Below are 14,569 nucleotides of genomic sequence, written 5' to 3'. Positions count from 1 at the left end.
GTAGGTCGGGTCCGGCTCATCGACCGTTCTGATCGGTTGTTTTCCGGCCCTATTCGGCCGGTGCGTCGATGGCAGTGACTTCGAGATAGAAATCCCCGATCCAGTCCTCATAAAGCGCATCCTCGAGATCAATACTGAGATCTTCTTCGGCGGTGCTCGGGTCGAATGCTTCCTTGACGGCTCCGGTGACTTGGATGGGCATGCCGGGCAGGACTTCTTCTGCATCGGATTCGTTCAGTACCAGCAGGGGATCCGCGGTGGGGTCATCCCCGCTGATGATGGTGAATGAGGTGGGAGAGAGCACATCCAGAACCTCTGCGGAGAGGCTCACTTCCTCACCCACATACGTGTTGATCGCATCGTAGAAGTTAGGGTCGTAGTCCCCGTCGTATGGCTCCGGCTCGAGCGCGCACCCGCAGAGACCTGTACCGGCAGCAGTCGCTATCGACAGCGCGATCACCTTCTTGAGGCAGGTCCGTTTCATCGGTTTTCTCATAACCTGTCTTCCTCCTTCCGAGAGTCGAGGTGGAGAAAAGTCAGGTGGCCCACCCCCGAGGCCGGACCACCTGACAATTCGTTCCCGGCCGGTCAGCAGAAGTGCGGCCGGCCGGGAGGTGTTGCTAGCTGTCTGCGTCCACTGAGGTGTCGACGCTCTCTGCAACGACGTAGTTCTCGCCGTCGAAGTCAACGAATGCTTCGTCGTCGAGATCCAGGCCTGTCTCTTCCTCAACCGTGGGCAGGTCGAAGGACTCCATCACTGTGCCGGTGACTGAGACGGTCAGGCCGGGTGTGACTTCTTCCATCTCGCCTTCGGCAATCACCAGGAGTGCCTCCACCGTGGTGTCATCCGTGCCGGCGATGGTGAACGACTTCTCCGAGACAATCTCGTTGACGTCCGCCGAAAGGGTTACTTCCTCACCGACGTAGCTCTCATAGTCCTCATAGAACCCGGTGTCGTAGGCACCCTCGTAGGGTTCCACGGCTGCGCCGGCGTCAACGGCTTCCTCCTCCTCGGCGACAGCTTCCTCTTCAACCACATCTTCGACGTCAGCGCCCTCTTCTGTGCCTGAAGTGCTGTTACACCCTGCCAGGCTCAAGGCAGCGATTGGCAGGATGCCTGCCATGGCAAGCTTGCGGGTGCGGCTCATCTGCTTGTGCGTTGTCATTTGGGTTTCCTCCTTCGTTGATGGACGATGGCGCCTTGACTCTTGTGAAGTCTTGGTGCGCCCGTTCATCTACGACGTAAGCATGCTTAGTAGTTGGCCCTCAACGAGCGTGACCGTTCTGTTATCACGACTTCCGGGACTCTTCCGGCGGGAGCCACGGTGCCCGTTCCGCTTCATCGCAAGCGTCTGCGGAAGATTGCTGTCGGATGCCTGCGAAGAACATTAAGGAAGGGCAACAGGGATCGTTATTTCGGCGTTACGTTGGGGTCAACACCGGTTGCAGGGATCAGTGCTGTTTCAGTCCTCGTATGACTCGGCGAGCTTTCTGCGTTCGTGCTGCCGCCGGCTGTACGTCGCTTCGCGGATTGCCTCGTCCTTATCGAAATTCGACCCCAATGCTCCGGCGATCGTGCCGAGTGATGCCGCCAACCAGGACAAGGTGGCGTAGTCGAGGAAGCTCACGGAGTGTCCTAATTGGGACTGCAGGTAGCCCGCGGAGATGACTGCGATGGAACCGCCCAGGAGGATGGTGTACAGCACCAGGTACATCATCGTCACGCTCAGGAACACTGTGATGATGGTGGATGCGTTGTCACGTCTGGCCTCGTTGATGTCCCATTTGCTGTGCCGCCTCGTCTTGCTCCACAGTCCGTTGTGCATGATCAGCCAGGCACTCAGCGCGCCGATGCTCAAGACGCTGATCATGAACAACCGGAGCGGGGAAAGTGCGTCGGCCATGTTCCAGATGGCTGCATAGAAGATGCCGAAGGCTCCCGAAGCTGCCGCCGCTGCGATGCAACTCGACAGGGCCGGCAGTAGCCGCCCTGGCCGATTGTTGCGGACCATCCCCACCAGTAATCGAAAGCGGCCGGACCTGCCCGACGTCGTGAGATAGCTCGGCTTGTCCCGCTCCTCTCCGGGGTGGTAGGAAATCCTGCCCAGGCCCACCCCATCGAGTTGGTGGAAAGCGGTCGCCAATGGCTCTGCCCTCAGGGCATGGACCAGCGCCAGGATGAGTCTGCGCGCTTTAGCTTGAACGCCAACGGCGCCCAGCACCGGAAGGGAGATCAGTGCGCCGCGCATCTCGTGGTCTATCTCCACAAGCATCGGTTCTCCGTCTGCGGCCCTTGGCAAGTCAGTCAGATAGAAGAGGTAGTCCCAGCCGTTCTCGTTCTTCAGCCTTTTCGTCAGGGAGAAGAATGGAATTTCTCCCTCGGAATTAAGCGGCAGCTTCTCGCGCTTCGTATGTACCTTCCAAGGTTCTGAGTCATCCGTCCCCTGCCGCAGTTCGTTGGCGAGTTTGCCCTTGAGCTGGTGCATGATCTTTTCAGGCAGACCTGGGTCTGCTATCAACCCAACCGTGACTTCGCCCACAATGTGTCCAATCGAAGCTCCGACCCGGATCCGGGTTCGGATGCGGAAGCGGCCGGCCGGGAGTAGCTTTCCGGCCGGCCGTTTTCATGATGTTCTCTGAGGGAAGATTCCCGCCAGTAGGTCCTCCTAATCGTCCTCTTCGACGACTTCCTCGTCGACTACTTCTTCCTCCACAGCTGGCTCATCACAACCGACCACTCCCATAGCGGAAAGTGGCAACAGTGCCGCCACTGCAATCTTCCTCCACCAGGAATTCATAGGTGCGTTGTTCATGGCTCCTCCTTCGTGTGCAAGAACCGACACTGGCAGGACGGCCCGATGCACGGGTTATGGATTGATATGCGCCAGTAGGTAAATCACAAAGCGGTTTCACTGATGTTGAGAACATGCCGGACCCAGCGCGAAGTCTCTTCAGCGACTACGTCCGGGCGCGTCAAAGGGAGCATGTGGCCCTCTCCGGGATAATTCACCAGTTTGCCCTGCGGCAAGGACCGCATCAACGTCGAAAGCTCGTCATCCGTCACTTCCGGGTCTTCGCTTCCGTGCAGCACCAGAGTTGGTACCGTCAGGTCTGGAGCCATCCGGGTACCGTCGTGGCTGACGCTGGCCAACATGGTGTGCGCCAATGCTCTAGGCCGGCTGCCAAGGAAATCCTCCCGGACTCGTGCAACCGCGCCTTGGGGATCTCCGGGGGCGAACGCGTATCGACGAATGAGCTTGTCTCCGAGCGGCTTCAGCACCCGGATTCTGTTCCCAGCTGATGTCCCGGCGCGCAAGACGCACAGCCAGAGCAGCCTGAGCGCCCTGCGGACTGGAGCGGGAAGGTTGTTCGCGGGAAAGCCAGCGAAGGTGACCCCGGAACCGCCAGATCCGGCGAACACGGCGCCGGCTACCTGGCCGGCGCCGAAGTGGTGGGCGTGCGCGACGATAATGCCGCCGCCGAGGCTGTTACCGACGACGGTTGCCTGTGAGCCCCCGCATAAAGGACTGCTCAGGATCACCTGGAGGTCATTCGCATGGGCCTTCAGGGAATAGTCGCCGTGGAGAGCGTTCTCGCTGCGGCCGTGCCCGCGCAGATCGTAGGCGATGACACGATAATCCTGGGCGAGCAAGTCTGGAACGATTCCCCACGCCTCCATAGACAGACCAAGGCCATGCACAAGGATCACTACTGGTGCTCCGACGGGCCCCCGCACCGACAACGCCAGCCGGGTGCCGTCAAAGGAAGTCATATCGGTCATGAGTTGCTCTCCTTCCGGCCCACCTCCACAGCACGTGGAGAGTGGGCCGGATAGTGCCGTGATCGGGCTCTATCAGTCGATGAGGTTGGCTTTATCGACTTTGCGATGGAATCGCATGCCTGCCATACCGCCGAGAATTGCACCTACGAGCGCTATGACAACTGCGATGATCGCGGAAATGATGCCCGTCGTGGTCATATTCTGCAGGTTTGGAACCTGAGGGAAGGTATTGACCTGGGCGAGGATATTGAACTGGGATCCGGCGATAGCGCCCAGAATTCCTACGATGATCGCGATGACGATTGCCCATATCCACACGGCGATGCCTTGCTTCACACCGTTGAACCGGGCCATCCGTCCCGCGACGTAACCACCGCAGAAGTAAGCGATCAACAGGATCACCGCCAGGACGATCGCCCCGATGATGCCAACCGTCTGCGGGTCAGCGTTGGCGCTTGCCGAGTCCACGATGATCGCCCCGAATATTGCGGCGGCCAGTGCAGTCAGCAGGACAGCGGTTCCAGTGGCGGTGAGCCAGCCGAAGAAGGCAGAGCCGATTTTTACGCCCCCGAATTTATCCTTCTCCCTCTCCAGCAGGTGATCCCGCCGGTCCAGCTCGATGTCAGAGTGCCGGATATGCCGGCGGTCGTAATCGTCCATCCCATCGTGGGCGGATCCTGCGCTGGTGCTCATCATTCCTCCTGAGTCTGTGGTGCCGACCGTCACCGCACGCCGGGTCAGCGGCGGTTACGGTCGACGTCGTCGGTGTCGATTTGTTCCTTGCGGACTTCCTCATTCACGGTCTGCTCTTCGGTGACCGTGTCCTTGTTCAGACGGACGCGCTCCACCGGCACAGCTTCCTTATCTACGACGGGTCGCTCCTCGTGGAGGACCACCTCATGCTCGTCCTCACTGACGCCCTGGCCGCTGAGGGCATCACCGCGGTTGGCTTCGGTGATCGGCTCTCGCTCGACGCGCACCTCTTCACGCTGAACCGGGACTGTTTTAGTGACATTCTCCGTAACGACAAACTTGCGTAGACGAGCCCGTCCGGTCTCCTGCCGCTCAGTGCCTACGTGGAGTTGCTCCTCAGAACGAGTCATTGAGTCATCCGTCACCGGCCCCGAGGTGTCGCGACCGACGGAGTTGGGCTCCGAAACGTAGTCCCCGTCCGTTATGCCGTAATAGCGGTATAGCTCGGCTTCCTCCAGCTCGCTCAAGTGCGCGTCGGGAGCTACCTGCGGGGCGTCCTTAATAGTGGCCTTCGTGTAGCCCACTCGTACGTCGTCGCCCTCGAGCGTTGCGCCGTCAAGCGGTGCAAAAGACTCCTTCGATCCGAAGAGCCCCGTGTCGACCGTGACCCAGCTCGGGTTGCCGGTACGGTCATCGACGTAAATTTCTCCGACAGAGCCGACCTTGTTGCCGTCGAAGTCGAGGACGTTGCCCTTGGAATCGAGGATGCGGGAAATATCGTTCTGGGTGATCATGGTGTTCTCCTTCACTCAGTACCCTGTACCGGGAAAGCATCGTGGTGCACGGAAGAAGCCGTGCCGGCATTATTGCTCTTCGAGGATTTCGGCGCTCGTGACGGCGAGGTAGGGATCGCCGACGTAGTCGGCGAACAGTTCATCCTCCAGATCAATTCCGAACTCCTCCTCGACGGCAGCGACGTCGAAGGCCTGCTCGACAGTTCCGGTGAGCTTGACGGCCTGACCCAGGTCGAGGGGAGGGATTTCCTGCTCCTCGATCACCAGCAGCGGATCGACGGTGGTGTCCGGACCGCCCGCAATCACGAAGGAATCATCCGTGAGGGTCGCCGTCACATCCGCTGAGACGGTCACTTCCTGACCTACGTAACTCTCAGCATCGTCATAGAAGTCCTGGTTGTAAGCGCCGTCGTAGGGTTCAAGGGCGGGATCCGCTTCCTCAGCGACGTCTTCCTCATCGATCAGTTCATCTTCTTCGACGATGTCCTCGACATCCGTGCCTGTCTCAGGCCCGGAGGTGCTGTTGCAGCCTGCCACGCCAAGTGCGGTGATAGGAAGGATTGACAGTGTCGCTGCTTTCTTCATCCAATTCTGCTTACTCATCGTGCCCATGACTCCTCCTTTTATGGATCGGGATTCTTCTCTGTGGGGCCGGCCGGCCAACGCATGTGGTTGACCGGCCGGGAAGTGTGGTTAGCTGTCGGCGTCCACGGAGGTGTCGACGCTCTCCGCAACGACGTAGTTCTCGCCGTCGAAGTCAACGAACGCTTCGTCGTCGAGGTCCAGGCCTGTCTCTTCCTCAACGGTCGGCAGGTCGAAGGACTCCATCACTGTGCCGGTGACCGAGACGGTCAGGCCGGGCGTTACTTCCTCCATCTGGCCATCGGCAAGGACGAGGAGTGCCTCAACCGTCGTGTCATCGGTGCCGGCAATGGTGAAGGACTTCTCGGAGACAATCTCGTTGACGTCTGCCGAGAGCGTTACTTCCTCACCGACGTAGCTGTCGTAGGCTTCGTAGAAATCTGTGTCATAAACGCCGTCGTATGGTCCGGATTCCGCGTCTACCGCGTCGTCCTCCTCGACCACGTCTTCGACGTCAGCGCCCTCTTCGGTGCCCGAGGTGCTGTTGCAGCCTGCCAGGCTCAGTGCGGCGATCGGCAGGATGCCTGCCATGGCAAGCTTGCGGGTTCGGCTCATCTGCTTGTGCGTAGTCATTGGGTATTCCTCCTCTATCGGTGGATTGTGGCGCCGAAGCGCCGGTTCCCTATCTACGTAAGCGTGCTTAGTACTTCACTCCAACCGATGAGACCTGTCTGTTATCAGCCGTCCGCGGACCCTGTGCAACGGGGGAAGGTGGCCACACAGGCGTCATGGCAGGCCTGCGAGCAGGTCCGGTTGGGAAAGCACGGTTTCGAACATTAAGGTTTCACGCCGCTGATCGTTATTTGCGCGTTATTTCCTGCCCGGACTCCCGCCCTTTTAGACTGGAGATGATCCCACCGCACTCATTCCCCCTTGGAGACCTGCGTGACCTTGACCAACCTTGATCGTGTTCCCATCCGCCGAGCGCTGATTTCCGTCTATGACAAGACCGGTCTGGAGGAACTTGCTCAGGGGCTGCACAACGCTGGCGTCCGCATTGTGTCCACCGGGTCTACTGCCAAGACCATCGCGGCGGCAGGCATCCCGGTGCAGCAGGTCGAGGAAGTCACAGGTTCACCGGAAATGCTCGACGGCCGGGTGAAGACGCTTCACCCGCGCGTGCATGGCGGGATTCTGGCTGACCGCCGTGTCCCGGCCCATATGGACACACTCGCCGAGATGGAGATCGAAGCGTTCGATCTGGTGGTGGTCAACCTTTATCCGTTCGTTGAGACGGTGAAGTCCGGCGCCTCAGCGGACGACGTCGTCGAGCAGATCGATATCGGCGGCCCCGCTATGGTGCGCTCGGCAGCCAAGAATCATGCCGCCGTCAGCATCGTGGTGGATCCGACGTTCTACGGCAGTGTTGTCCGCGCCGCCGGCGAGGGCGGCTTTGACCTGAAGACCCGCCGTCGGCTGGCCGCACGCGCCTTCGCTCACACTGCCGCCTATGACAATGCGGTCGCCTCCTGGACGGCAACGCAGTTCCAGGACGAGGACGACGACGGCCTGATTGACTGGCCTGCCTACGCCGGCCTGGCGCTGGAGCGCTCGGAGGTACTGCGCTACGGCGAGAACCCGCATCAGCAGGCAGCGCTCTACGTGGACAAGGCCGCTCCTGTGGGAATTGCGCAGGCGGACCAGTTGCACGGCAAGGCAATGAGCTACAACAACTTCGTCGACGCCGATGCCGCGTTGCGTGCCGCCTACGACTTCCGTGAGCCGGCCGTGGCCATCATCAAACACGCCAACCCTTGTGGTGTTGCAGTTGGCTCATCAACGGCAGCGGATCCCATCGCGGATGCCCACGCCAAGGCGCACGCCTGCGATCCCGTATCCGCGTTCGGCGGCGTCATCGCAGCTAACCGCACTGTGACGGCCGGCATGGCAAGGACGGTGAAGGAAATTTTCACCGAGGTTGTCATCGCCCCCGGTTTCGACGCCGAAGCGGTTGAGATACTTTCCCAAAAGAAGAACATCCGCCTGCTCGCCCTGCCCGAGGGCTACGATCGCTACCCGACCGAGATCCGTCAGGTGTCCGGCGGCGTCCTGATCCAGGTCACGGACACCGTGAACGCCGACGGAGATGACCCCGGGAACTGGACGCTCGCGGCGGGCGAGGCAGCGGACACCGCAACGTTGGCGGACCTCGCATTTGCCTGGACCGCCTGCCGGGCCGCGAAGTCCAACGCAATCCTGCTCGCCCGCGATGGTGCCGCCGTCGGCGTCGGAATGGGACAGGTAAACCGGCTGGATTCCTGCAAGCTCGCGGTGGAGCGGGCAAACTCGCTCGCGGGTGAGGGTAAAGAACGCGCGCACGGTGCGGTGGCGGCGTCGGACGCGTTCTTCCCGTTTGCCGATGGTCTGCAGATCCTGATCGATGCGGGTATTCGCGCCGTCGTTCAGCCTGGCGGGTCGGTACGCGACCAGGAAGTCATCGATGCGGCGAATGCGGCGGGCATCACCATGTACTTCACCGGAGCACGCCACTTCTTCCACTGAACCGGTACGTTAGACACAGTTGAAGCACCAACAGACTCAGTACAAAAAGAGCCCTCAGGAGACGCCTCACCATGGCTAAAATTATCTATACCCACACCGACGAAGCGCCGATGCTGGCCACGTATTCGTTCCTCCCGATCATCGAGGCTTTCGCGTCGACCGCCGGGGTAGAGGTGGAGACCCGCGACATCTCGCTGGCCGGGCGCATCATTGCGACGTTCGGCGACTACCTGACCGAGGAACAGCGCATCGGTGACGCGCTCGCCGAGCTGGGAGAACTGGCCACCAAGCCCGAAGCAAACATCATCAAGCTGCCGAACATCAGCGCGTCGGTGCCGCAGCTGAAGGCAGCTATCGCGGAGCTTCAGGGCCAGGGTTACGCACTGCCGGACTACCCGGACAGCCCATCCAGTGATGAGGAATCCGACGTCCGCGCGAGGTATGACAAGATCAAGGGCTCGGCCGTCAACCCGGTGCTTCGCGAGGGCAACTCGGACCGCCGCGCGCCCCAGTCGGTGAAGAACTACGCCCGCAAGAACCCGCACACCATGGGCGCGTGGTCAGCCGATTCGAAGACCAACGTCGCGACCATGAGCGAGGGTGACTTCCGTTCGAATGAGAAGTCCGTTGTCATGTCCTCCGATGACTCGCTGACCATTCAGCACGTTACACAGGACGGCACGGTGAACGTTCTGAAGAAGGCGTTCCCGGTCCTCGCCGGCGAGGTTATCGACGGAACCGTCATGCGTGCGGCGGCCCTGGACGAGTTCCTTGCAGCCCAGGTTGAGCGCGCAAAGAATGACGGTGTGCTGTTCTCCGCACACCTCAAGGCCACCATGATGAAGGTGTCAGACCCGATCATCTTCGGCCATATTGTCCGCGCGTTCCTGCCTGAGGTCTTTGCCGCCTACGGCGACCAGCTCCAGGCAGCAGGGCTCAGCCCCAACAACGGGCTCGGCTCCATCCTGAGCGGCCTCGAGAAGCTGCCGTCCGGCACCCGCGAAGAGGTGGAAGCTGCCGTCCGCAAGGGCATCGAGAACGGACCGAAGCTGGCGATGGTGGATTCGGACAAGGGGATCACCAACCTGCACGTTCCGAGCGACGTCATCGTCGACGCTTCCATGCCCGCGATGATCCGAACCTCCGGTCACATGTGGGGCCCGGATGGAGAGGAAGCAGACACTCTCGCAGTGCTGCCGGACAGCTCGTACGCGGGCATCTATCAGGTAGTGCTTGACGACTGCCGCGCCAACGGTGCCTTCGATCCCACCACCATGGGCACCGTGCCGAACGTCGGCCTGATGGCCCAGGCCGCCGAGGAATACGGCAGCCACAACAAGACTTTCGAGATTGAAACGCCGGGCAAGGTCCAGATTGTGGATAATTCCGGTGACGTCCTGATCGAGCACGATGTCGAGCCGGGTGACATCTGGCGTGCGTGCCAGACCAAGGACGTCGCCATCCGCGACTGGGTCAAGCTCGCGGTCACGCGAGGCCGTGCATCAGCAACGCCGGCCGTGTTCTGGCTTGATGAGGAGCGCGCGCATGACGCCAACCTGATCGCCAAGGTGAACGAGTACCTCGAGGAGCACGACACCGACGGTCTCCAGCTGGAGATCCTCTCTCCGGTGAAGGCAACCGCATTCACCCTCGAACGAATCCGCAAGGGCGAAGACACCATTTCCGTCACAGGAAACGTACTGCGGGACTACCTCACCGACCTGTTCCCCATTCTTGAACTGGGCACCAGCGCCAAGATGCTCTCCATCGTTCCCCTGATCAACGGCGGCGGCCTCTTCGAGACGGGTGCGGGTGGTTCTGCTCCCAAGCACGTCCAGCAACTCGTCCGCGAGAATCACCTGCGCTGGGACAGCCTCGGCGAGTTCCTTGCGCTTGCGGTCAGCTTCGAGCACCTTGCCACCACGGCAGGAAATGCGCGTGCCCAGATCCTGGCGGACACGCTCGACCGTGCAACGGCTACCTTCCTCCTGGAGAACAAATCACCGAGCCGCAAGGTCGGCGAACTCGACAACCGTGGAAGCCACTTCTACCTTGCCCAGTTCTGGGCCAAAGAGCTCGCAAGCCAGAGCGAGGACGCCGAGCTCGCAGCGGCATTCTCGGCAGTGGCGGAACAGCTGACGTCCAGCGAAGACACCATCCTGTCGGAACTGCTCGCAGTCCAGGGAACACCGGTGGATATCGGCGGCTACTACCACCCGGACATCACCAAGGTGGTGGCCGCGATGCGGCCGTCGCAGAAGTTTACTGAAGTCCTCTCGACCCTCGGCTAGGACCGCATGCAGAACGCCCCGCACCCGCGATTCGCTCGCAGGTGCGGGGCTTTTTGCTTGCAGAAGCTGAAGACGAATAGTCGATGAGCTGTTTACACCGGGTAAGAAGCATGTTCTCCTTGAGGCTCAGCATTGACCGTGGGGGTGATGGCATGAGCAGGCGAAACCGCCGTTCGCTCATCTCCTCTGTGCGCATTTCCCTCCTCAGTGTCGGAGGCGCTTTCGGTCTGCTGGCGTTGTCTGCGGGCGCAGCACAGGCGGTCGATGCCGGGGAGCGCAATCTGCTGGGGTCCGTCACTTCCGTGGTTGAGTCGGTAACGACTCCCGTGGAATCGGTGGTCCAGAATATTTCAGGACCCCTCGGCGGTGTAGTTGAGGCAGTTCCTGTTGAGGCAGTTGCGCCGATCCCGTCCAACCAGAATTCTGCACTGCCCGCGGTCTCGGACGTCATTCAAAATGTGCCACCCGCTATCGCGAACATCAGCGCGGTCGAGACGGTTGCTCCGGTCACCAGCCTGGTGGACGCTGCTGTTTCCGAACTGCCTGTGGTGAACGTGATCGTCCCGCCGGGAACAACCACAGCCGTTACCCAGCCTGTCCTGGAAGCCGTTGATGCAGCAGCCGCACCTGTGCTGCCGCCGGTCCAGGAAGTCGTGACGCCGGTCGTAGAGGTGCTTGTCCCTGTGGCAGAGACACTCGATCCCGTGGTCGAGGTTGTCCATCCTGTGGTCGATCCGGTGGTCGAGGTTCTTGAACCGGTTACCGATCCTGTGATCGAGGTTGTTCGTCCTACTGCGCCTGACGAGATTGTGGCACCCCTTCCTGAGCCTGTGAGCGTTGACCCACCTGTCTTGCCCGAAGCTCCCACTGAGCCGTCGGTTGCTGACCCCCAGGTCTCTGCGGAGGAGGAAGTAGCAACGCTTATGGCGCCCATCCGTTTGCCTGGCGAAGCGCTGCCGGCTGCTCAAGAAGCCCCAGAAACAACTGTTGTTTCGGGATCTGTGACAGTGGACGCACTGGCAACTGACTTCCACCCAGCGGACTCACCACACGGTGCGGTGTATGCACTGCAGGGGCTTCCAGATCTTGCGGTAGCTGATCTTCAGCAATCGGACGGTTCGGTTGGCATCGCGGCGGGTAATGCCGCTTCCGGCGCTGCTGCTGCAGGGTCAGCAGGCGCGAGCAGTCCATACGCCGCTGACAGCCATTTTTCTTTCGATTTCAGCATTTCTTCTCTTGGCGCTTCACAGTTCGGCTATCTTGCTGCGCTGTCTTCTGGGCCAACTTTCGACCCCGGTTCAACTCCTGATTGATGAGCCGTCGGTTGCCCTCATGCGGGCGGCAGACGGTCACTGTGGCGCGCTCTTGCGTGCTATCCATACTCATCAATTCAGGAGAAACACATCATGCAAACCTGCATACAACGAGGAATCAAAGTATTCCTCCTCGCCGGGGGCATCCTCGTCCTTGGCGCCGGGGCGGCATCAGCCGATGAGACCGGCATAGCGGTAGTTGGCGACGTCGTAGCGCCCGTAGATGTCAGCGGCAATTCCGTCTCGGTGATTGGGGACGCTTCCTCTGAGGGGTCGACGTCGTCATCGGATGGAGTGGCCGTCGATAGCAGTGATCCTGCTGGCACCACCGGATCGGAAGGCAACCTCCTCGGTGGCGTGACCGCAGCTATCGAGGCAGCCATACCAGTGAATTTGAGTGGTAACTCGATCTCACTGATAGGTGATTCCTCAACCGTTGGCTCTACTGCAGCGGCCGGCGGTACCATCGGCGGTACCATCGGCGGTGGCGAGGCCCAGGCTTCGGTGGGGGAAGGGCATATCGGTGATATCACTGCCGGCGTTGCCGCTGTAGCACCGCTGAATGTGAGCGGGAATTCGATCGCAGTAGTGGGGGATACGTCCTCGACCGGCTCGGACGCAGCAGCTATCGGCACATCCAGCGGCGGAGAGGTGGCAACCTCGTCGGGTGAAGGCCTGGTCGGCGATATCGCTGCAGGCGTTGCCGCCGTCGCTCCGGTGAATGTTGGTGGTAACGCGGTGTCGGTGATTGGTGATTCCTCGACCAGTGGTGCTGATTCTGGTGCTGAGGGTTCGACCTCCGGTGACACCAGCAGCGGTGGTGCTGAAGGCACTGATGATGGCGGGCTTCTTGGTGACGTTGTCGGTGGTGTTGATGCGGTTGTGCCGGTCAATGTTGGTGGTAACGCGGTGTCGGTGATTGGTGATTCTTCGACCAGTGGTGCTGATTCTGGTGCTGAGGGTTCGACGTCGGGGGGTACCTCGACGGGTGGTTCCGAGGGCACTGATGATGGCGGGCTTCTTGGTGACGTTGTCGCGGGTGTTGATGCGGTTGTGCCGGTGAACGTTGGCGGTAACGCGGTGTCGGTGATTGGTGATTCCTCGACCAGTGGCTCCGATTCTGCTGCTGAGGGTTCGACGTCCGGCGACACCAGCAGCGGTGGTACTGAGGGAACCAACGATGATGGTTTGCTTGGTGACGTTGTTGCTGATGTTGATGCGGTTGTGCCGGTGAATGTTGGTGGTAACGCGGTGTGTCGGTGATTGGTGATTCTTCGACCAGTGGTGCTGATTCTGGTGCTGAGGGTTCGACCTCCGGTGACACCAGCAGCGGTGGTGTTGAAGGCACTGATGATGGCGGGCTTCTTGGTGACGTTGTCGGTGATGTTGATGCGGTTGTGCCGGTGAACGTTGGTGGTAACGCGGTGTCGGTGATTGGTGATTCTTCGACGAGCGGTGCTGATTCTGGTGCTGAGGGTTCGACCTCCGGTGACACCAGCAGCGGTGGTGCTGAAGGCACTGATGATGGCGGGCTTCTTGGTGACGTTGTCGCGGGTGTTGATGCGGTTGTGCCGGTGAATGTTGGTGGTAACGCGGTGTCGGTGATTGGTGATTCTTCGACCAGTGGTGCTGATTCTGGTGCTGAGGGTTCGACCTCCGGTGACACCAGCAGCGGTGGTGTTGAAGGCACTGATGATGGCGGGCTTCTTGGTGACGTTGTCGCGGGTGTTGATGCGGTTGTGCCGGTCAATGTTGGCGGTAACGCGGTGTCGGTGATTGGTGATTCTTCGACCAGCGGTGCCGATTCTGGTGCTGAGGGTTCGACCTCCGGTGACACCAGCAGCGGTGGTGCTGAAGGCACTGAGGATGGCGGGCTTCTTGGTGACATCGGAGTTGACCTCGGTGTAATCGTTCCTGTCAACGTTGGCTGCAATGCACTTTCTGTGCTTGGCGACAGCAACTCGTCCGATTGTGGATCTGCCGCGGATGGTCCTTCTGTTCCCGTGAACCCCGAGGATCCGACTGATCCTGAGACCCCGGTCAACCCTGAGAATCCGGGCTCGCCTGCTGAACCTGGCTTCCCCACGACGCCCGGTGATGAAATGACGCCCGGTGATGGAGTAACCCCCGGTGAAGGCGACTCTCCTGCTAACGGTGGCCCTGCTGTTCCAGGTGATCAGAGTGGTACTCCCGGCAACGGGGCTCAAGGTAGCAACCCTGCTTCGGACAACGGCATCCCCGCCGCCGAGTCCACGGTGGTTTTGGCAAGCACCGGCGTCATGACCAGTGCCGGTACAAGCGCTGCCGCGGACACGAACGCCACCTCGGGCAACGCGACCCGTGGCAGCCTCGCGCAGACAGGAACCGATTCATCGGTGCTGCTTCTGGTAGGAGGTCTGCTGCTGGGATGCGGTGTTGCCCTAGTGTCGCGTCGGGCCCGTACCGCACGCATCTAGGTTTAACCACGGCGATGGCCGGAGCCCACGTGGCTCCGGCCATTCGCCACGCCTGCGTTAGGTGCTACTCGTAACAATTCCGGGCCGGATGCGACGG

The 14,569-nt window shown here is 60.8% G+C and carries 14 protein-coding genes; 5 read left to right on the top strand and 9 right to left on the bottom strand.

The genetic code is table 11. The features are described from left to right. Positions 1 to 49: 49 nt before the first annotated feature. From P4U43_RS07830 to P4U43_RS07790, 9 genes are all read right to left on the bottom strand, one after another. Positions 50 to 496, bottom strand: a complete 447-nt coding sequence (locus tag P4U43_RS07830; RefSeq protein WP_277358216.1) for a hypothetical protein — start codon at positions 494 to 496, stop codon at positions 50 to 52. A gap of 124 nt (positions 497 to 620) precedes the next feature. Next, complete coding sequence (locus P4U43_RS07825) at positions 621 to 1,166, bottom strand: hypothetical protein (RefSeq protein WP_277358215.1); 546 nt, start codon at positions 1,164 to 1,166, stop codon at positions 621 to 623. A 297-nt stretch (positions 1,167 to 1,463) separates the two neighbouring features. Next, on the bottom strand, positions 1,464 to 2,540 hold the full coding sequence (locus P4U43_RS07820; RefSeq protein ID WP_277358214.1) for a hypothetical protein: 1,077 nt from the start codon (positions 2,538 to 2,540) through the stop codon (positions 1,464 to 1,466). A 126-nt stretch (positions 2,541 to 2,666) separates the two neighbouring features. After that, on the bottom strand, positions 2,667 to 2,813 hold the full coding sequence (locus P4U43_RS07815) for a hypothetical protein (protein ID WP_277358213.1): 147 nt from the start codon (positions 2,811 to 2,813) through the stop codon (positions 2,667 to 2,669). Positions 2,814 to 2,896: 83 nt separating this feature from the next. Then, on the bottom strand, positions 2,897 to 3,781 hold the full coding sequence (locus P4U43_RS07810; RefSeq protein WP_277358212.1) for an alpha/beta fold hydrolase: 885 nt from the start codon (positions 3,779 to 3,781) through the stop codon (positions 2,897 to 2,899). Between the two features lie 72 nt (positions 3,782 to 3,853). Continuing rightward, positions 3,854 to 4,474, bottom strand: a complete 621-nt coding sequence (locus P4U43_RS07805) for a hypothetical protein (protein ID WP_277358211.1) — start codon at positions 4,472 to 4,474, stop codon at positions 3,854 to 3,856. A gap of 44 nt (positions 4,475 to 4,518) precedes the next feature. Then, a complete protein-coding gene (locus P4U43_RS07800) occupies positions 4,519 to 5,268 on the bottom strand; it encodes a PRC and DUF2382 domain-containing protein (RefSeq protein ID WP_277358210.1) in 750 nt (249 codons plus the stop codon). A gap of 69 nt (positions 5,269 to 5,337) precedes the next feature. Further along, on the bottom strand, positions 5,338 to 5,871 hold the full coding sequence (locus P4U43_RS07795; protein WP_277358209.1) for a hypothetical protein: 534 nt from the start codon (positions 5,869 to 5,871) through the stop codon (positions 5,338 to 5,340). A gap of 90 nt (positions 5,872 to 5,961) precedes the next feature. Continuing rightward, a complete protein-coding gene (locus tag P4U43_RS07790; RefSeq protein WP_277358208.1) occupies positions 5,962 to 6,483 on the bottom strand; it encodes a hypothetical protein in 522 nt (173 codons plus the stop codon). A gap of 312 nt (positions 6,484 to 6,795) precedes the next feature. On the opposite strand from P4U43_RS07790, the gene purH reads away from it, so the two are divergent. The 5 genes from purH to P4U43_RS07765 all read left to right on the top strand — a co-directional run bounded on the left by purH (position 6,796) and on the right by P4U43_RS07765 (position 14,472). Then, entirely contained in the window at positions 6,796 to 8,412 is a 1,617-nt protein-coding gene (gene purH / locus P4U43_RS07785; protein WP_277358207.1) for a bifunctional phosphoribosylaminoimidazolecarboxamide formyltransferase/IMP cyclohydrolase, read from the top strand. Between the two features lie 71 nt (positions 8,413 to 8,483). Continuing rightward, positions 8,484 to 10,703: an NADP-dependent isocitrate dehydrogenase gene (locus P4U43_RS07780; RefSeq protein WP_277358206.1), complete on the top strand. Its 2,220-nt coding sequence runs from the start codon at positions 8,484 to 8,486 to the stop codon at positions 10,701 to 10,703. A 152-nt stretch (positions 10,704 to 10,855) separates the two neighbouring features. Beyond that, positions 10,856 to 12,016, top strand: a complete 1,161-nt coding sequence (locus P4U43_RS07775; RefSeq protein WP_277358205.1) for a hypothetical protein — start codon at positions 10,856 to 10,858, stop codon at positions 12,014 to 12,016. Positions 12,017 to 12,109: 93 nt separating this feature from the next. Beyond that, complete coding sequence (locus P4U43_RS07770) at positions 12,110 to 13,279, top strand: hypothetical protein (protein WP_277358204.1); 1,170 nt, start codon at positions 12,110 to 12,112, stop codon at positions 13,277 to 13,279. Continuing rightward, on the top strand, positions 13,276 to 14,472 hold the full coding sequence (locus P4U43_RS07765; RefSeq protein ID WP_277358203.1) for an LPXTG cell wall anchor domain-containing protein: 1,197 nt from the start codon (positions 13,276 to 13,278) through the stop codon (positions 14,470 to 14,472). The genes P4U43_RS07770 and P4U43_RS07765 overlap by 4 nt, the downstream gene beginning before the upstream one ends. The last annotated feature ends 97 nt before the right edge of the window (positions 14,473 to 14,569 follow it).

Origin of the sequence: Arthrobacter vasquezii, from assembly GCF_029455255.1 — a bacterium.
In the GTDB taxonomy this organism is placed as follows: domain Bacteria; phylum Actinomycetota; class Actinomycetes; order Actinomycetales; family Micrococcaceae; genus Arthrobacter_D; species Arthrobacter_D parietis.
The sequence above is the reverse complement of the archived record's forward strand: the minus strand, read 5'-3'. Positions and strand labels throughout refer to the sequence as shown.